Genomic DNA, 18,814 nt, shown 5'->3' on the forward strand with positions numbered 1-18,814 from the left:
CATGACGCCGCGGCCATCACGGCCGCGGTCATACCTCTGCAGCCATTACGCCGCGGCCAGTTCCAGCATGAACGCCTGCGTGGCTTGCGCCGCCAGCTGGGCATCCTCGATGGTGATGATCTCCAGCGGATTGTGGCTGATGCCGCCATTGCCGCAGCGCACGAACAGCATGCTCATCGACGTGGCCTGGCCGACCATCATGGCGTCGTGCCCCGCGCCCGAAGGCAGTTCGTAGACAGGCGCGCCCTGCGCGGCGATGGCCTTGGCCCACAAGGCCCGCTCGCCGGGCGCGCAAGCCGACGCGGTCTTGCGCATCACTTCTTCTGTTTCACAACGCACGCCACGGCGCTGGCAGATCTCCGCGATGCGGGCTTCGATGTCGGCCAGGGCGGCGTCGCGCATGCCGTCTTCCGGCGCGCGCAGGTCCAGCGACAGGCGGCATACGCCGGGCACCACGTTGACGGACCCGTTCACCACCTGCAAAGTGCCTACCGTGCCGACCAGGGCCGGGACGCTGGCGCAGCGCTGCTCGACGTACAGGATGATCTCGGCGGCGGCGCAGGCTGCGTCGTGGCGCATGGCCATGGGCGTGGTGCCGGCGTGGCTGGCCAGGCCGGTCAGGGTCAGGATGCGGCGCACGCCGCCATTGATGGCCGTGACCACGCCCAGCGGCAAGCCGCTGTCGAGCAGGACCGGGCCCTGTTCGATATGGACTTCGAAATAGTGTTTGATGCGGTCGACGTCGGTGGCGCAGTGTGCACTGCGAGCCGGGTCCAGGCCCGCGTTCGCGATGGCCGCGCGCATGGTGATGCCATCCGCGTCGGTCTTGTCCAGCACGGTCTCGTCGAAACGGCCGATGTAGGCGGACGAGCCCAGGAAGGTGCTGCCGAAGCGCAACCCTTCTTCTTCGGCGAAGGCGACCACTTCAAAGTCGTACGGCAGGCGCTGATCGCGCGCATGCAGGTCGGCGACGATGGCCATGGGCAGCAAGATGCCCAGCCGGCCGTCGTATTTGCCGCCGTCGCGCACGGTGTCGTAATGGCTGCCGGTGGAGACGATGCGTGGCCTGGCGACGGCCGGATCGGCGCGATACACGCCGATGACGTTGCCGATGGCGTCGTGGCGCACCTCGTCGAAACCGGACTCCCGCATCCATGCGTCCAGCTGCGCGGCCACCGCGCGATGGGCAGGGGTCATGTAGGCGCAGGTCAGCGCGCCGGCTTGATCGGTGTGCAGGGCCAACTGGTCGGACCAGGACATGATCCGTTGGCCTGGGGAGGGGGCGGTCGTAGGCGTCATTGCGCGGGGCGGCTTTGGGTAGTGAATACCCAAAGATTGTATACAAGCCGCCCCGGCCTGGGATGCCCCGCCCGAGCCCAGTGGTCTACCCTCAGTCCACCTGGGCGCCGGAAACGCGCACGGCCTCGCCCCACTTCTTCACTTCCGTGGCCATGAAGGCGCCCGTCTCGGTGGGGCTCATGGGCATCGGTTCGGCGCCGCGGTCGCGCAGGAACTGCGCCATTTCCTCGCTGTTCAGCACGCCCTGGATGCGCTTGTTGAGCTCCTCGACGATGGGCGCCGGCGTGCCCTTGGGCGCCAGCACGGCCGCCCAGCCGATCGCTTCGAAGTCGGGGTAGCCCGCTTCGGCGACGGTGGGAACGTCAGGCAGCTGGGGCAGGCGCTTGGCCGTGGTCACCGCCAGGGCAATGGCCTTGCCGCTCTTGACGTGCGGCAGGCCCGCCGTGACGGAGTCGACCATCAGGGGCACCTGGTTGCCCAGGAAGTCGGCCTGCGCGGGGCCGCTGCCCTTGTAGGGGATATGACGGATGTCGATCTTGGCGGCCGCCTTAAACATTTCGGCCGAAAGATGCTGGGTGCCGCCGATGCCGGCGCTGGCGTAGGCCAGCGCGCCCGGCTGGGCACGCGCCTTCTTGACCAGGTCCTGCATGCTCGTGATGCCGGATTGGGGATTGGCCAGGAACATCAGGGGCACCGAGAAGATGCCGGAGATGGGCGCGAAATCGTCCGACAGGCTGTAGTCGATCTTCTTGTACAGGGTCTGGTTGACCGCCGCGGCACTGCCGGCGATGACCAGGGTGTAGCCATCGGGCGCCGAACGGGCGGCCTGCGCCATGCCGATGTTGCTGCCGGCGCCGGCGCGGTTGTCGACGATGATGGTCTGCTTGAGTTGCGTGCCCAGCTTCTCGGCCAGTGCGCGCGCGAAGATGTCGGTCGCCTGCCCGGGCGGGAAGGGGACGATCAGGCGGATGGCGTGGTCGGGATATTCGGCATGCGCCGAAAAGGCGGCCGCGGCCAGCGTGGCGCCGGCAATGAGTTTTTTGAACATGATCGAGGTAAGGCTCAGGAAATTCGGGGATACGGCAGGGCCCAGTGTCTCGTGGCGGCGACGGTGGTGCCGGTCTGGGTATTTTTTGGCTCGGGTTCTGACGAAAGCGGTCGCTTTTGGCGAAAGTCGTCATCCCAGGGTGCTAAATTTAACCTTTTGCCCGCCGGATTGCCCGGCGGGGTGTCCTTTCCCTTCAGGAACCGTCATGGACTTCAACCAGTACAACGTCAACACCCTCATGGAAATCACTTCCCGCCCGGACCTGGTGTTCGTGCGCGGTCAAGGTTCCTGGTTGGAGGACAATACTGGTAAGCGATACCTGGATTTCATTCAGGGCTGGGCCGTGAACTGCCTGGGCCACAGCGCCCCGGAAATGGTGCGCGCCATCAATGAACAGGCCGGCAAGCTGCTCAATCCGTCGCCCGCCTACTTCAACGAACCCTCGCTGCAACTGGCCCAGCGCCTTACGCAGTCGTCCGTGTTCGACCGCGTGTTCTTCGCCAACAGCGGTGCCGAGGCCAACGAAGGCGCCATCAAGCTGGCGCGCAAATGGGGCCGGGTCAATCGCAACGGTGCCTACAAGATCATCACCATGGACCACAGCTTCCATGGCCGCACCATCGCCACGATGTCGGCGTCCGGCAAGCCGGGCTGGGACAAGATGTTCGCGCCCCAGGTCGACGGTTTCCCCAAGGCTGACCTGAACGACCTGGATTCGGTGCGCAAGCTGATCGACGCGCAGACCGTCGCCGTCATGCTGGAACCCATCCAGGGCGAAGGCGGTGTCATCCCCGCCACCAAGGAATTCATGCAAGGCCTGCGCAAGCTGGCTGACGAGCACGGCATCCTGCTAATCGTTGACGAAGTGCAGACCGGCATGGGCCGTACCGGCACCATGTACGCCTACCAGCAAGCCGGCATCACGCCGGACATCATGACCCTGGGCAAGGGCATCGGCGGCGGCGTGCCGCTGGCCGCGCTGCTGGCGCGCCAGGACGTCAGCGTGTTCTCGCACGGCGAGCAGGGCGGCACGTACAACGGCAACCCGTTGATGACGGCGGTGGGTGTGGCGGTGTTCGACGCGCTGGCCGCGCCGGGCTTCATGGAGTCCGTGCAAGCGCGCGGCCGCCAATTGTCGGAAGGCCTGCTGGCCCTGTCCGCCAAGTGGGGCATGCAAGGTGAACGCGGCGCCGGCCTGTTGCGCGCCTTGATCATGGACCGCGACGACGGTCCCGCCATCGTCGACGCGGCCCGCAAGCTGAATCCCGAAGGCCTGCTGCTGAACGCCCCGCGCGGCAACCTGCTGCGCTTCATGCCCGCGCTGAACGTGACCGAGCAGGAAATCGACAGCATGCTGAAGACGCTGGACAGCCTGATCACCGCCATCCGCAAGTAATCGGTCCCACCTGTCGCGCGCGCGGATGTCCCGCGCGCGACAGGCGAGCTGGAACGACATTGGCGCGCACAAGTAATCAAAAAGAAGCGCCTGGTTCTAAAGGTCTAATCCAACGCCCCACGCTACCTTGAATGTCCGGATCTACCGGACTGACAGCCCAAGCCCGGGCTGGGGGTAATCGTGGGGAGAGATCAATGCGTACAAGAATCTTGCGAAGCATCGTGATGGCGGGCAGCCTGCTCGCCACCATGACGGCCATGGCCGCCGGGCCGGCTGGCGCGCCATCAGCAACGACGAGTCAGAGCGGGGCAAAGCGCCCGGCCAGCGTGCCGGCGGATTACGTCAGGACCTCCAGGGGATATTTCCATCCGAGTTGCGTTCAGGCCGTGGGCGTCGGCGAACGCATTCTGGGCGGTGGAAAAATCGCCAAGGCAGATGGCACGACCCGGGAATACGCGGCATGCAAATTTCCCCGGTATCTGCTGGTGTCCGGGAAAAAGATCGAGGTGGGTGAAAAGCTGCCGAAAATCCGCAGCGAGATAAACGATCCTCCCCAAATGCTCGCGGACATGTACCTGGATCCCGCCAAGGGCGGCGTCTCGACCTTCGTCATGACCTGGACGGTGCCTCAGAATCCCAAGGTCGATAGTGGCCAATTTCTTGGATTCAACATGGCCGCTGTCCTGCCGGAAACGATCATGGAAATAGAGACGGCCTGGAATGGAGACGATGGGGCAGGAGGTTCAGTGGACAAAGGCTGGGTTCTTGCGCCTTGGGACTGCTGCGATGCAGGCACGATCTTTCGGGGTATCAAGATCCCGGTGAGCCCGGGAGACGAGGTCACGGGATACATCGTCTATATGGAAGATAAGAAGGAGTACAACGTGATCGCGATCGCCAATGGCAAGTCCAGCGCATTGAAGACGCCGCATTACGGCGACTTCGCGAATGAGGTCTGGGGCGGGGGGCTTGGCGTTGACAGCATCCAGGATTGCGTTAATGAGCTCCCGGCATCCCGGTCAGTGAATTTTTTCCTTGGGCAGTTGACGACCAACTCCGGCAAGGCAGTCACGGAGTCATTCGTTCCCTATTACGTTCCCGGCGCACGGCTGTGCCAAAGTTTCTTCGTGTCGATCAATCCGGCAGCGAAGGCAAATACGCTCAGCTATTGATACGCCGCGGGCCGGGCTTTGATCGCCCTGATCCGGCCCGGCACGCGCACAGGAAATCAAAAGGAAACGCTTAGTACTAAAGGTCTAATCCAGCGCCCCACGCTACCTTGAATGCCCGGGTCGACCGGACTGCCAGCCCATATGCGGGTTTGGAGGTAATCATGGGGAGAGATCAATGAGCACAAGAATCTTGCGAAGCATCGTGATGGCGGGCAGCCTGCTTGCCACCATGACGGCCATGGCCGCCGGGCCGGCTGGCGCGCCATCAGCAACGGCGAGTCAGAGCGGGGCAAAGCGGCCGGCCGGCGTGCCGGCGGATTACGTCAGGACCTCGATGGGATATTTCCATCCGAGCTGCATACAGACCGTGGGTGCCGGTGAGCGCATCCTGGGTGGCGGAAAGATCGCCAAGGCCGATGGCACGATCAGGGAATACGCGGCTTGCAAGTCGCCCAGGTATCTACTGACGTCCGGGAAGAAAATCGACGTGGGTGAAAAGGTGCGGAAGGTCCGCGACGAGACAGTCGTTTATGCGTCCATGCTCGCGGACATGTACCTGGATCCCGCCAAGGGAGGCGTCGAGACCTTCGCGATGACCTGGAAGGTCCCCAAGAATCCCACGGTCGATACTGGCCAATTCTTGAGCTTCAACATGTCCGCCGTTCTGAACGAGATATACATGCAAATCGAGACGGACTGGAATGGGGACGATGAGCAAGGAGGTAGCGTGAACAAAGGTTGGACCGCTTCGCCCTGGAACTGCTGCGACGATGGAACGATTTTCCGGGGTATCCCGATCCCGCTGCAGGCCGGCGACGAAGTCACGGGATACATCGTGTATATGCAGAGCTCGAGGGACTACAACGTACTTGTCATCGCCAATGGCAAGTCCAGCATATTGAAGACGCCGCACTACACCGATTTCGCAAACGAGGTCTGGGGCGGCGGATTCACTGGCGCTGGCGTCCAGGATTGCGACTCTCAACTTCCGGCATCCCGGTCAGTCGACTTCAGCCTTGGACAGCTGATGACCAACTCCGGCAAGTCGGTTACCGAGCAGTTCGTTCCTTACTACGATAAAAATCCCGCAGAGGCGTTGCAGTGCCCAGGTTTCAACATAACGATAAATCCGGCAACGAAGATAAATACCATCAGCTATTGATATCTGCGTGCCGCGCTTGATCGTGTCCGTGGTCGACGCGCATGCGGCGCGCACGTGACGGTGCATGCCTCTCAACGAGGCATGCACGCATCGGACTCAAGCTTCCTTCAGTGCGATGAGCTTCGCGCCTTCGACTACCTGGTCGCCGATGGCGTGGAAGATTTCGGCGACCTCGCCGTCGGCGCCGGCGGTGATGGTGTGTTCCATCTTCATCGCCTCCATGACCAGCAAAGGCTGACCCTTCTCCACCTTGTCGCCCGCGGCGACGTGGATCGCGATGATCTTGCCCGGCATCGGCGCGCTCATGTCGCCGGCGTGATCGCCGGCGTCCTCACCGGCATGGGCCAGGGGGTCATTGCGCGTCAGCACATGCGTGGCGCCGTCCAGGAAGACATACGCCGAGTCCCCTTCCAGCAGCACGTCGGCGGTGTAGTCCTGGCCACCCAGCTGGATGCGTACGCGCGCGCCCTTGCCGTGCCAGGCGAAGGCCTGCGTTGCCGCTGTTGCCTGTTCCGACGCATCGAATGTCCAACCGCTCTCCGTCCGCGCCACACGCACCGCGCGCGCCGACTCACCGTCCAGCCAGCTCAGCACGCGGCCATAGTCGCCGCCGACTCGCCAGCCATCGGTAGCGGCCCAGGGATCGGTCGCCGTGTGCGCGGCGGCATTGGCTTCCTGCGTCAAGCGGGCGGCCGTGGCCAGGGCCAGCACCGCCACGGGCGCGGCGGCCGGCGCCGGCAGCAAGGTCTCGCGGCGGCGTTCGATCAAGCCGGTATCCAGATCCGCCGTGGCGAAGGCCTCGTCGCGCATCAGCCGGCCAAGGAAAGCCGCGTTGGTGTGCACGCCAACCACGCGCGTCTGCGCCAGCGCCTGGATCATGCGGGCACGCGCCTCGTCCCGATCGGCGCCATGCACGATGAGCTTGGCGATCATGGGATCGTAGTAAGGCGTGATGGCGTCACCCGCCCGCACGCCGCCGTCGACGCGCACATCGCCGCGCGTGAAGGCCGCATGCGTGGGCAGTGCCAGATGCGCCAAGGTGCCAATGGACGGCAGGAAACCGTTGTCCGGATTCTCCGCGTACAGGCGCGCTTCGATGGCGTGGCCATGGATGGCCAGGTCCTCCTGCCGTGCCGGCAGCGGCGCCCCGGCCGCCACGCGCAACTGCCATTCGACCAGGTCCTGGCCGGTGATGGCCTCCGTCACGGGATGCTCCACCTGCAGGCGCGTGTTCATCTCCATGAAGTAGAAGCGGCCGTCGGGTTCGGCGATGAACTCCACCGTGCCGGCGCCGACGTAGCCCACCGCGCGCGCCGCGGCCACCGCGGCGGCGCCCATCTCGGCGCGGCGCTGCGGTGTCATGCCGGGCGCGGGGGCTTCCTCGATGACCTTCTGGTGACGGCGCTGCACCGAGCAATCACGCTCGAACAGATAGACGCATTGCCCCTGCGTGTCGGCAAAGACCTGGATCTCGATATGGCGCGGCTTCTGCAGATAGCGTTCGATCAGCACGCGATCGTCGCCGAAGCTGGCGGCCGCCTCGCGTCTGCACGACGCCAGGGCCTCCGCGAACTGCGCGGATTGCTCCACCACGCGCATGCCCTTGCCGCCGCCGCCCGCGCTGGCCTTGATCAGTACCGGATAGCCGATGGTGTCCGCCTGCTTGTGCAGGAAATCGGCGTCCTGGTTGTCGCCGTGATAACCGGGCACCAGCGGCACGCCGGCCTTCTCCATCAGCGACTTGGCGGCCGACTTGCTGCCCATGGCGGCAATGGCATCCGGCGGCGGGCCGACGAAGACCAGGCCGGCCGCCGCGGCCTTGCGCGCGAACTCGGCGTTCTCGGACAGAAAGCCATAACCCGGGTGGATGGCCTGCGCGCCGGTATCGAGCGCGGCCTGCAAGATGGCGTCGCCGCGCAGATAGCTGGCGCGCGGCTCGGGGCCGCCGATGTGGACGGCCTGGTCACACACCGCGACGTGGCGGGCGTGCGCGTCGGCATCGGAATAGACCGCCACCGTGCGTATGCCCAGCCGGCGCGCCGTGGCGGCGATGCGGCAGGCAATTTCGCCACGGTTGGCGATTAGCAGGGTCGAGAACATACGTACTCCTGTCCGCGGTTGCGGTCGTGCTGTGTAGGGTGGGAGATCCGGCGTGGTGTCAGGCAGGCATTTAGAACACTACATCCGGAACACGCCGAAGCGCGTATCCTCGATGGGCGCGTTGAGCGCGGCGGACAGCCCCAGCGCCAGCACGCGGCGGGTGTCCGACGGCGCGATGATGCCGTCGTCCCACAGCCTTGCGGTGGCGTGCAGGGGATGTCCTTCCTGTTCGTACTGCTCGCGGATGGGCGCCTTGAAGGCCTCTTCCTCGGCCGCGGCCCAGCTGCCGCCGCGCGCCTGGATGCCATCGCGTTTGACGGTGGCCAGCACGCTGGCCGCCTGCTCGCCCCCCATCACGGAAATACGGGCATTGGGCCACATGAACAGCAGACGCGGCGAGTACGCGCGGCCGCACATGCCGTAGTTGCCGGCGCCGAAGGACCCGCCGATCAGCACGGTGAACTTCGGCACGGCGGCGGTGGCGACGGCGGTGACCATCTTGGCGCCGTGGCGCGCGATGCCTTCGTTCTCGTACTTGCGGCCGACCATGAAGCCGGTGATGTTCTGCAGGAACACCAGCGGGATCTTGCGTTGCGCGCACAGCTCGATGAAGTGGGCGCCTTTCTGCGCCGACTCGGAAAACAGGATGCCGTTGTTGGCGACGATGCCCACGGGCATGCCATGGATGTGGGCGAAGCCGGTGATCAGCGTGGCGCCGAAGCGGGCCTTGAATTCTTCGAAGGCGGAGTCGTCGACGATGCGGGCGATGACTTCGCGGACGTCGTAAGGCTTGCGCGTGTCAGCGGGAATGATGCCGTCCAGCTCGGCCGGGTCGTAGCGCGGCGGCAGCACCGGGGCCAGTGCCAGGTCGGGCTGCTTGCGCCGGTTCAGCCGTGCCACCGCGTCGCGCGCCAGGCGCAGGGCGTGATGGTCGTTGTTGGCCAGATGGTCGGCCACGCCGGACAGGCGCGTATGCACGTCACCGCCGCCCAGGTCTTCGGCGCTGACCTCTTCGCCCGTCGCCGCCTTCACCAGCGGCGGCCCGCCCAGGAAGATGGTGCCCTGGTCGCGCACGATGATGGATTCGTCGCTCATGGCGGGCACGTAGGCGCCGCCGGCGGTGCAGGACCCCATCACCACCGCGATCTGCGCGATGCCTTGCGCGGACATCTGCGCCTGGTTGTAGAAGATGCGGCCGAAGTGGTCGCGGTCGGGAAACACGTCGTCCTGGCGGGGCAGGTTGGCGCCGCCGGAATCGACCAGGTACACGCAGGGCAGGCGGTTCTGCGCGGCGATCTCCTGTGCGCGCAGATGCTTCTTCACCGTGATGGGGTAGTAGGTGCCGCCCTTCACGGTGGGATCGTTGCAGACGATGACGCACTCGATGCCGGCGATGCGGCCGATGCCGGTGATCAGGCCGGCGCCCGGCGCCTCGTTCTCGTACATGCCGTGCGCCGCCAGCGGCGACAGCTCCAGAAAAGGCGTGCCCGGATCGAGCAATTGTTCCACCCGGTCACGCGGCAGCAATTTGCCGCGCGCCACGTGTCTGGCGCGCGCCTGCTCGCCGCCGCCCAGGGCCGTGCGGGCCATGTGCTCGCGCACGGTGTCCAGTTGCGCGCGCATGGCGGCGGCATTGTCGGCGTATTCCTGCGAGCGCGGATTGATGCGCGATTCAATGATGGGCATGGTGGCTGGGCCCTGCAAGCGTGACATGGACCGGCACGCCACTCAGGCGTGCTGGAAGAGGGGAAGGAATGAGGCGGCGAGGACGGCGCCGCGGCCTGGCGTGGCAGCTGCCGGGGCGGCCGCCATGCTCGGCGGTCGCCCCGGCGCGCCGGCATCACACCATTTCGATGGCCATCGCCACGGCTTCGCCGCCGCCGATGCACAAGGACGCCACGCCGCGCTTGCCGCCTTGCTTGCGCAAGGCGCCGATCAGCGTGGTCACCAGGCGGGCGCCCGACGCGCCGATGGGGTGGCCCAGCGCGGTGGCGCCGCCGTGGACGTTGACCTTGTCGTGCGGCAGGTCGAATTCCTTCATCGCGGCCATGGTGACCACGGCGAAGGCTTCGTTGATTTCATACAGGTCGACGTCGCTGGCTTTCCAGCCGGTCTTCTTGAACAGATTGCGCAACGCGCCCACCGGCGCGGTGGTGAACCACTCCGGCTCTTGCGAGTGCTGGGCATGGCCGACGATGCGCGCCAGCGGCTTGAGGCCAAGCTTCTCGGCGGTGGAGGCACGCATCAGCACCATCGCGGCGGCGCCATCCGAGATCGACGCGGACGTGGCGGCCGTCACGGTGCCGTCCTTCTTGAACGCGGGCTTGAGCGTGGGAATCTTCTCCGGCATGGCCTTGGTGGGCGCTTCGTCGATGTCGATCACGGTGTCGCCCTTGCGGCCGGCCACGGTGACGGGGGTGATTTCCCACTTGAAGCTGCCGTCCTCGGTGGCCGCGCGGGCGCGCCGCAGCGATTCCGTGGAGAAGGCGTCCTGCTGTTCACGCGTGAATTCATACTTGCCGGCGCAAGACTCGGCGAAAACGCCCATGGCCGTGCCCTTTTGGTAGGCGTCTTCCAGACCATCCAGCGCCATGTGGTCATAGACCGTCGAATGGCCATAGCGATAGCCCTGGCGGCCCTTGAGCATCAGGTAGGGGGCATTGCTCATGCTTTCCTGGCCGCCCGCCACGATGACGTCGGCCGAGCCGGCCAGCAGCAGGTCGTGGCCCAGCATGGCGGCCTTCAGGCCCGAGCCGCACACTTTGTGGATGGTCGAGCAAGCCACGTTCTTGGGCAGGCCGGCGCCCAGGGCGGCCTGGCGCGCGGGCGCCTGGCCCTGGCCGGCTTGCAGCACGTTGCCCATGATGACTTCGTCGACCTGCTCAGGCTTGATGCCCGCGCGTTCGACGGCGGCCTTGATGGTCGCCGCGCCCAGCTCGTGCGCGGCCAGGCCGGACAGGCTGCCGAGCATGCCGCCCATGGGCGTGCGGGCGACGGATACGATGACGACGGGATCGGACATGATGGACTCCTGACTAAGCGGTTTCGTTGAACAGTTCGCGGCCGATCAGCATGCGGCGGATTTCACTGGTGCCGGCGCCGATTTCGTATAGTTTCGCATCGCGCCACAGACGGCCGGTGGGGAATTCGTTGATGTAGCCGTTGCCACCGAGGATTTGTACGCTTTCCCCGGCCATCCAGGTGGCTTTTTCGGCGGTATAGAGGATGAGGGCCGCGCAATCCTTGCGCACCTGGCGCACGTGGCCCGTGCCCAGGCGGTCCAGATTGCGCCCGACCGCGTAGCAGAAGGCGCGGCTGGCCTGCAAGGTCGTGTACAGATCGGCCACCTTGCCCTGGATCAGCTGGAATTCACCGATGGCCTGGCCGAACTGCTTGCGTTCGTGGATATAGGGCACCACCACGTCCATCACCGCCTGCATGATGCCCAGGGGGCCGCCGGACAGCACCGCGCGCTCGTAGTCCAGGCCGCTCATCAGCACCTTGACGCCGCCGTTGACTTCGCCCAGCACGTTTTCCGCCGGGATTTCGCAATCCTGGAACACCAGCTCGCCTGTATGGCTGCCGCGCATGCCCAGCTTGTCCAGCTTCTGCGCGACCGAGAAGCCGGGGCAATCCTTTTCCACCAGAAAGGCGGTGATGCCGCGCTGGTGCGCTTCCGGATCGGTCTTGGCGTAGACCACCAGCACGTCGGCGTCGGGGCCGTTGGTGATCCACATCTTGGTGCCGTTGAGGACGTAGCGATCGCCCTTCTTGTCGGCGCGCAGGCGCATGCTGACCACGTCGGAGCCGGCACCCGGCTCGCTCATGGCCAGGGCGCCGATGTATTCACCGGAAATCAGCTTGGGCAGATAGCGGGCTTTTTGCGCGGCGTTGCCGTTGCGGTGGATCTGGTTGACGCACAGGTTGGAATGCGCGCCGTAGGACAGACCCACGGAGGCGCTGGCGCGCGAGATTTCTTCCATGGCGATCATGTGGGCCAGGTAGCCCATGCCGGTGCCGCCGTATTCCTCGGACACCGTCATGCCCAGCACCCCAAGGTCGCCGAACTTGCGCCACAAGTCCATCGGGAATTGGTCGCTGCGGTCGATCTCGGCGGCGCGCGGCGCGATTTCCGCCTGGGCAAACGTGCGCAGGGCATCGCGCAGCATCTCCAGGTCTTCGCCCAGATCGAAATTCAAACCAGGAAGGTCCATGTGTCTGTCTCCGAAATATCCGCCCGCGGGTGCATGCCCGAGATGCGACGCCGCGCGTGGCGACGATGATGATCGTTTTTTGAAAACTGGGCCAACCGACAGGCATGATGCGCCACGCCGTGGACGGCGGCAATGCTGCGGTGCTTATATTACGTTTACGTAAACGTAATATCAAGCCGGGATGAATCGGGGTTAGCACCAGCGCCGGCCCCCAGCCCCGGACGCGGCCGGGCCTATGCCTGGGCGTCCAGCAGCTCGCGGCAGGCTTGCTCCTGGGTGGCGATTTCCGCCAGGGTTTCGTCGATGTCGCGCCGCTGGCCTTCCAGCTGCTCCCGATGGCGTTGCAGGACGCTCAGGTACTCGCGCAATTGCGGCGCGCTGTCGCCGGGGCCGTCGTACATGTCGATCAGGGTGCGGATCTCGGCCAGCTGCAGGCCCAGGCGCTTGCCGCGCAAGGCCAGCTTGAGGCGGGCGCGGTCGCGCGCGCCGTAGACGCGATTGCGGCCGTCGCGGGCAGGGCTGACGATGCCCTGGTCTTCATAGAAGCGGATGGTGCGCGGCGTGATGTCGAATTCGCGCGCGAGTTCCGAGATGGTCCAGGAGGTGGTCATGGGCATTTGGCAGCTTACGTAAACGTAACTTATGATGGCCCGAGGAGGACGTCAAGCACGGCGCGCCGCGCATTTCAAACGGCGCCCGGCATGTTGCGCCGCGGTGTTTCGTCCAGAGCAGGCCTTTAGACGTGGAGAGCGCGGCCATGAATCCCGATGAGCACAAGTTGACCTACCCCTGGGGCGATACCTTGCCCGAGCCAGGAAAGGCGATAGACGTCGCCGACGGTGTACGGTGGGTGCGCCTGCCCTTGCCCTTCGCCCTGGACCACATCAACGTGTGGCTGCTGCGCGATGAGATCGACGGGCGCGCGGGCTGGACCGTGGTCGATTGCGGGGTCAGCCGCGACAACGTCAAGGCCTTGTGGGAAGCGGTCTTCGAGAACGCGCTGGATGGCCTGCCCGTGCTGCGCGTCCTGGTCACCCATATGCACCCCGACCATATCGGGCTGGCGGACTGGCTGTGCCAGCGTTGGAACGCGCCGCTGTGGATGACCATGACCGACTACGCCCTGGCCTGCCTGTGGTCGCGCTCGCATGGATCCGGCGCGGGCGGCGAAGCGGCGGCCAAACATTTCTCGCGGCATGGCCTGACCGACCCCGCCGCGCTGGAAAAGCTGCGCGAACGCGTCGGCTACTACCCCAATCTGGTGCCGTCGGTGCCGGAGAGTTTCGTCCGCATCATGCACGGTGACCAGGTGCGTATCGGCGGGCGCGACTGGCGCGTCATCGTCGGCCACGGCCACGCGCCGGAGCATGCTTCGTTCTACAGCGAGCAAGCCGGTGTCGTGATTTCCGGCGACATGGTGCTGCCGCGCATTTCGACCAACGTCAGCGTGTTCGACCACGAGCCGCAGGCGGACCCGCTGAAGCGCTATCTGGACTCCCTGGGCGGCTATGAAGGCATACCGGAAGAAACCCTGGTGCTGCCGTCGCATGGCCGTCCCTTCAAGGGTCTGCACGAGCGCATCGGGCAGCAGCGGCGCCACCATGCGGACCGCCTGGCCGAGGTCCTGCAGGCCTGCGCGGAACCGCGCAGCACGGCGGACATCGTGCCCATCATGTTCAAGCGGCCGCTGGACCTGCACCAGATGACCTTCGCCATGGGCGAGGCGCTGGCGCATCTGCACACGCTGTATTACCAGGGCAAGCTGACGCGCCGCGTCGATGCTGACGGCATCGTGCGCTTCCAGGCCGCGGCCTGATGTCCTGATGCCTTGAGGTCCTGATGCCGACCGCGGCCGCGGCTTTTGGCCCGGTCCCCGATCAGTGGGTACTATAGGCGGCTGATCTCAAGCTCCGCCAACGAAACGCTACATAAACGCCATGGCTTCCTCGTCTTCCAAGCATCTACAAACGCTGTTGCAACACGTCGGCACCGCCGACTTCGATCCGGCCACCGGATCGGCGCCCGTGGCGCTGCCTTCGATGCGGACCAGCACGGTGCGCTTCCGCGACCTGTCGGCCCTGGAGGACGCCCAGCGGCGTAAAGGGATGGGCGAGCGCGCGGTGACCTATGGCCGCATGGGCATGGACACCCACATCGCGCTGGAAGACGCGTTCAAGCAGCTCGAAGGCGGCGAGCAGGCGTTCCTGGCCCCATCGGGCCTGTCGGCCATCACCCTGACCTTTCTGACGTTCCTGTCGGCCGGCGACCATGCGCTGGTGTCGGACAACGTCTACGGGCCCGTGCGCTTGCTGGATACGGAAGTGCTGCGCCGCATGGGCATCGAAATCACCTACTTTGCGCCCAACCGCGAAGAGATCGACAGCCTGGTGCGCCCCAATACCAAGCTGCTGTACGTGGAATCGCCCGGATCGCTGTTGTTCGAGATGCTGGATCTGCCGGCGCTGGCGCGCCAGGCGCAGCGCCACAAGCTGGTGCTGGCCGTGGACAACACCTGGGGCTCCGGCTACATCTATCAGCCGCTGAAGCTGGGTGCGCACGTATCCGTGGTCGCCGGCACCAAGTATGTGGCCGGGCACTCCGACCTGATGCTGGGCGCCGTGGTGGCCAGCGATGCGGAGATCGGCCTGCGCCTGAACAAGACCCAGTACGCCATGGGCTATTCCATCAGCGCCGATGATGCCTGGCTGGCCCTGCGCGGCGTGCGCACCCTGCCCGTGCGCATGGCGCAGCACGCGCGCCATGCGATGCAGGTCTGCAGCTGGTTGCAGTCGCGCGCGGAAGTGGCGCGCATCTACCACCCGGCCTGGCCGTCCGACGCTGGCCATGCCTTGTGGCAGCGCGACTGCACGGGTTCGAACGGCATGCTGGCGGTCGCCTTGAAAATGACGCCAGCCCAGGCACGCCGCTTCGTCGAAGCCTTGCGGTTGTTCGGCATCGGCTTTTCCTGGGGCGGCTATGAGAGCCTGGTGCAATTGGTCGACGCGGGTTCGCTGAAGTCGCATCGCTATTGGGATCAGGACAACGCCACCCTGGTGCGCCTGCATATCGGCCTGGAAGCGCCGGAAGACATCATTGCCGACCTGGCCCAGGCGATGGAGGCGGCGCAGGGCTGATCCCGTCCGTGCACGAACGTCGCAAGCATGAAAAAAGCGGGGCGCACACACAGTGCGCCCCGCTTTGCTTTACCTTGCTCCGGGCTGCTTACTTGCCGCGCGCCATCGGGATCAGCTTGTCCACTTCGGCCAGTGCGCCCTCGTAGCTGTTGCCGGCCAGCACCGGCGACGTCAGGAACTTGCCGCCGACGCCGAAGGAGGGCGTGCCGTCGATGTGATAAGCCTCGGCCAGCTGATTCGCGCGTTGCACTTCCGTGCCCACCGTGAACGAATCGAACACCGAATCGAACTTGGCGCGATCCACGCCTTGCTCGGCGGCCCAGTCGCCAATCGCCTTCTTGTCATACAGACGCTTGTGATCGACGTGCAGGGCGGCGAAGAACTTGGGGTGCAGGTCGGCACGGCCCAGGGCTTCCAGGGTGTAGAACAGCTGTTGCATCGGCTTCATGGCCGCATTGAAGGCCACCGGCACCTGCTTGAGCACCACGTCCGAGGGCGCCTTCTTCACCCAGTCCAGCACCATGGGTTCCATGGCGTTGCAGTGGGGGCAGCTATAAGCAAAGAACTCAAGTACTTCGATCTTCCCCGGGGTGTCCGACGGCAGCGGCGGATTGACCAGCACGTAGGCCTGGCTGCTCTGGGCGTGGCTGAGCGGAGCGAACAACGTGGTGGCCGCGAATGCGGTGGCGGCCAGCAGGCGGGTGAGCAGTTTGGACATGTCAGTGGGTTCCGGGGAGTGATTGAATCAACGTAGAGACAGTGAATCGCGGCTGGAGTTCCTGGCCTTGGGAGGCAAGGCCAGGCAGCGCCCTTATTGGCGCAACACCGCCACTTCGATCTTGCTTTCGCCCAGGCGTGCGCGCGCACGGTTCATTTCGTCCAGCCCCTTGAAAGGGCCGACCCGTACGCGGTTCAAGGGCTTGCCGTTGACCTCGGCGCGCTGCACGGCCACCGGCAGGCCCAGCATGATGATGCGGGCCTTCATGGCCTCCGCCTCGTCCGAGCCGCGATACGCGCCCGCCTGCAGGTAATAGTCGCCCTTGCCGTCCTTCGATTCCTTGGCCGCCGCCGTGGGCGCATTGCTGGCCACGGCCGTCGGCGGTTTGGTCGCGGGCTTTTCCGCCGCCTTGTCGCGCGGCTTGTCGGCCGGTTTCTCAGGTGCCGCCGGCTTGTCCGCGCCACTGCGCGCGGCCAGCTCGTTGTTGGACGGCAAGGTGGCGATCAACGCCCCCAGGTCGTCCGGCTGCTTCGAGTTGGACGGCGCGGCTTGCGGGTTCGACTGCGCGCCCGGCACCGGCGCCGGCGCGGTGGCCGTGGGGCCGCTGGGCGCCGTGCCCGCGGCGCCGTCGCGCCCATACAGGCCGGCATTGGGATCGGGCGCGTTGCGCACGTCCGGCAGGGGCTTCTCGTTGGCCTCGCGGGTGGCGCGGTCGACGAAAGGCACGGGCGCCCGCGTCACGTAGAAGGCCACGCCGGCGGCGACGACCAGACCGATCAGGAGACCGGTCAGGACGCCGTACAGGGTGCTGCCGCGTTCGGATTTGCGCTTGGGCGCGGGTTTGCGTTTGGTGGTGGCCATCTGGGTTTACATGCGCTCGGGCGCGGACACGCCCAGCAGGGCCAGCCCGTTCGCGAGCACCTGGGCCGTGGTCGCGGCCAGGCGCAGGCGGGCCCGCTTCAGGTCCGCATCGTCGACCAGCACGTGCTCGGCGTTGTACCAGGCGTGGAAGTCGGCGGCGCAGTCGCGCAGCCAGAACGCGATGTGGTGCGGCGCCAGTTCCTGCGCGGCCAGCTTGACCATCTGGGGCAGCTCGGCCAGGCGCTGCATCAGCGCGAACTCGGACGGCGCGGTCAGGCGCGCCGCGTCGGCCTGGGCGATGGCCTCGGCGCTTTCACCGGACTTCGCCACCATCGAATGGATACGGGCGTGCGCGTACTGGATGTAGTAGACCGGGTTCTCGTCGCTTTGCGAGCGGGCCAGGTCGACGTCGAAGACGAATTCGGTATCGGCGCGGCGCTGGATCAGGAAGTAGCGCACGGCATCGCGGCCCACCCAGTCGATCAGGTCGCGCATGGTGACGTAGCTGCCGGCGCGCTTGGAGATCTTGACCTCTTCGCCGCCGCGCATCACCTTGACCATCTTGTGCAGCACATAGGCCGGATAGTCTTTCGGGATGCCGATTTCCAGCGCCTGCAGACCGGCGCGCACGCGTGCCACGGTGCCGTGGTGATCGCTGCCCTGGATGTTGACGGCACGGTGGTAGCCACGCTCCCACTTGGTCACGTGATAGGCCACGTCCGGCACGAAGTAGGTGTAGCCGCCTTCGCTCTTGCGCATGACGCGGTCTTTGTCGTCGCCGGTGCCCAGTTCGGTGGTGCGCAGCCACAGCGCGCCTTCATGTTCATAGGTGTGGCCGGCGGCGACCAGCTTTTCCACGGTCTGCTCGACGCGCCCGGAGGTATAGAGCGAGCTTTCCAGGAAATAGTTGTCGAACTTCAGGTCGAAGGCCTGCAGGTCCAGGTCCTGTTCGCGGCGCAGGTAGGCCACCGCGAACTGGCGGATATCGTCCAGGTCGTCGATGTTGCCCGAGCCGACGGTTTCAGTGCCGTCGCTGGCTTTCACGGCGGTGCCACCGACGTAGTCGCGCGCGATGTCGGCGATGTAGTCGCCCTTGTAGCCATCGGCGGGATAGCCGCTGTCTTCCGGGCCGATGCCGCGGGCGCGCGCCTGCACGCTGATGGCCAGGTTGTGGATCTGGTTGCCGGCGTCGTTGTAATAGAACTCGCGCAGCACGTCGTGGCCGCTGGCGTCATAGAGACGGCAGATGGCATCGCCCAAGGCGGCCTGGCGGGCATGGCCCACGTGCAGGGGGCCGGTGGGGTTGGCCGACACGAACTCGACCAGGATCTTGTCGCCGTTGCGGGGCGCGCGGCCGTAGTCGGCGCCCTGGGCGGCGACGGCGGCCAGCACGGCCTGGCGGGCGGCGGCGGTATAGCGCAGATTGATGAATCCGGGTCCCGCCACTTCAGCGCTGTCGATCAATTCGCGCGCGGCCGGGTCGCCCAGCAGGGCATCGACGATGGCCTGGGCCAATTCCCGCGGGTTTCGCTTCGCCGGCTTGGCCACCTGCATGGCGACATTGGTCGCCACATCCCCGTGCGCGGCGACCTTGGGACGTTCCAGCAGGATGTTGGGCTGTACGTCGGGCAGCAGGCCGGCGACGGCGGATTGAATCAGGGAGACAAGCTGTTGTTGTTGCTCGGGGAGCATGGGGACTCGGAAAGAATG

15 protein-coding genes are annotated in these 18,814 nt (G+C 65.9%); 5 read left to right on the forward strand and 10 right to left on the reverse strand.

The genetic code is table 11. The features are described 5' to 3' along the window. Positions 1–45: 45 nt before the first annotated feature. Both ASB57_RS23330 and ASB57_RS23335 read right to left on the reverse strand, forming a co-directional pair. The gene (locus ASB57_RS23330; protein WP_231755224.1) at positions 46–1,260 is read right to left on the reverse strand and encodes a hydantoinase/carbamoylase family amidase; all 1,215 of its coding nucleotides are present in this window, start codon (positions 1,258–1,260) and stop codon (positions 46–48) included. Between the two features lie 130 nt (positions 1,261–1,390). Continuing rightward, the gene (locus tag ASB57_RS23335) at positions 1,391–2,347 is read right to left on the reverse strand and encodes a tripartite tricarboxylate transporter substrate binding protein (RefSeq protein ID WP_057654357.1); all 957 of its coding nucleotides are present in this window, start codon (positions 2,345–2,347) and stop codon (positions 1,391–1,393) included. A 205-nt stretch (positions 2,348–2,552) separates the two neighbouring features. Here ASB57_RS23335 and ASB57_RS23340 point away from each other — a divergent pair, with 205 nt between their 5' ends. The 3 genes from ASB57_RS23340 to ASB57_RS23350 all read left to right on the forward strand — a co-directional run bounded on the left by ASB57_RS23340 (position 2,553) and on the right by ASB57_RS23350 (position 6,077). Next, on the forward strand, positions 2,553–3,743 hold the full coding sequence (locus ASB57_RS23340) for an acetylornithine transaminase (protein ID WP_057654358.1): 1,191 nt from the start codon (positions 2,553–2,555) through the stop codon (positions 3,741–3,743). 194 nt (positions 3,744–3,937) lie between these two features. Beyond that, positions 3,938–4,915 carry a hypothetical protein gene (locus ASB57_RS23345; RefSeq protein ID WP_057654359.1) on the forward strand — a complete coding sequence of 326 codons (978 nt, stop codon included), beginning with the start codon at positions 3,938–3,940 and terminating at the stop codon, positions 4,913–4,915. A gap of 175 nt (positions 4,916–5,090) precedes the next feature. Then, positions 5,091–6,077 (forward strand): hypothetical protein, encoded by a 987-nt coding sequence (locus tag ASB57_RS23350; protein ID WP_057654360.1) that lies wholly within the window; start codon positions 5,091–5,093, stop codon positions 6,075–6,077. A gap of 96 nt (positions 6,078–6,173) precedes the next feature. Here the strand turns inward: ASB57_RS23350 and ASB57_RS23355 are convergent, their stop codons facing one another. The 5 genes from ASB57_RS23355 to ASB57_RS23375 all read right to left on the reverse strand — a co-directional run bounded on the left by ASB57_RS23355 (position 6,174) and on the right by ASB57_RS23375 (position 13,008). After that, a complete protein-coding gene (locus ASB57_RS23355; protein WP_057654361.1) occupies positions 6,174–8,177 on the reverse strand; it encodes an acetyl/propionyl/methylcrotonyl-CoA carboxylase subunit alpha in 2,004 nt (667 codons plus the stop codon). Between the two features lie 78 nt (positions 8,178–8,255). Then, positions 8,256–9,863 carry a carboxyl transferase domain-containing protein gene (locus tag ASB57_RS23360; RefSeq protein WP_057656376.1) on the reverse strand — a complete coding sequence of 536 codons (1,608 nt, stop codon included), beginning with the start codon at positions 9,861–9,863 and terminating at the stop codon, positions 8,256–8,258. A gap of 154 nt (positions 9,864–10,017) precedes the next feature. Continuing rightward, the gene (locus ASB57_RS23365) at positions 10,018–11,199 is read right to left on the reverse strand and encodes an acetyl-CoA C-acetyltransferase (RefSeq protein WP_057654362.1); all 1,182 of its coding nucleotides are present in this window, start codon (positions 11,197–11,199) and stop codon (positions 10,018–10,020) included. A gap of 13 nt (positions 11,200–11,212) precedes the next feature. Further along, entirely contained in the window at positions 11,213–12,391 is a 1,179-nt protein-coding gene (locus tag ASB57_RS23370; protein ID WP_057654363.1) for an isovaleryl-CoA dehydrogenase, read from the reverse strand. Positions 12,392–12,624: 233 nt separating this feature from the next. Next, positions 12,625–13,008: a MerR family DNA-binding transcriptional regulator gene (locus ASB57_RS23375; protein WP_057654364.1), complete on the reverse strand. Its 384-nt coding sequence runs from the start codon at positions 13,006–13,008 to the stop codon at positions 12,625–12,627. A gap of 140 nt (positions 13,009–13,148) precedes the next feature. Here ASB57_RS23375 and ASB57_RS23380 point away from each other — a divergent pair, with 140 nt between their 5' ends. Together ASB57_RS23380 and metC are read left to right on the forward strand one after the other, a co-directional pair. After that, entirely contained in the window at positions 13,149–14,207 is a 1,059-nt protein-coding gene (locus tag ASB57_RS23380; protein ID WP_057654365.1) for an MBL fold metallo-hydrolase, read from the forward strand. Between the two features lie 121 nt (positions 14,208–14,328). After that, positions 14,329–15,525, forward strand: coding sequence for a cystathionine beta-lyase (gene metC / locus ASB57_RS23385; RefSeq protein ID WP_057654366.1), 1,197 nt, complete (start codon positions 14,329–14,331; stop codon positions 15,523–15,525). Between the two features lie 88 nt (positions 15,526–15,613). On the opposite strand, the gene ASB57_RS23390 is transcribed toward metC, so the two are convergent. The 3 genes from ASB57_RS23390 to argS form a co-directional block, all read right to left on the reverse strand. Further along, the gene (locus ASB57_RS23390) at positions 15,614–16,243 is read right to left on the reverse strand and encodes a thiol:disulfide interchange protein DsbA/DsbL (RefSeq protein ID WP_057654367.1); all 630 of its coding nucleotides are present in this window, start codon (positions 16,241–16,243) and stop codon (positions 15,614–15,616) included. Between the two features lie 93 nt (positions 16,244–16,336). After that, the gene (locus ASB57_RS23395) at positions 16,337–17,104 is read right to left on the reverse strand and encodes an SPOR domain-containing protein (RefSeq protein ID WP_057654368.1); all 768 of its coding nucleotides are present in this window, start codon (positions 17,102–17,104) and stop codon (positions 16,337–16,339) included. Positions 17,105–17,110: 6 nt separating this feature from the next. Further along, complete coding sequence (gene argS, locus ASB57_RS23400) at positions 17,111–18,796, reverse strand: arginine--tRNA ligase (protein ID WP_057654369.1); 1,686 nt, start codon at positions 18,794–18,796, stop codon at positions 17,111–17,113. Between the last annotated feature and the right edge of the window lie 18 nt (positions 18,797–18,814).

This window comes from Bordetella sp. N, from assembly GCF_001433395.1.
Taxonomy (GTDB): domain Bacteria; phylum Pseudomonadota; class Gammaproteobacteria; order Burkholderiales; family Burkholderiaceae_B; genus Bordetella_C.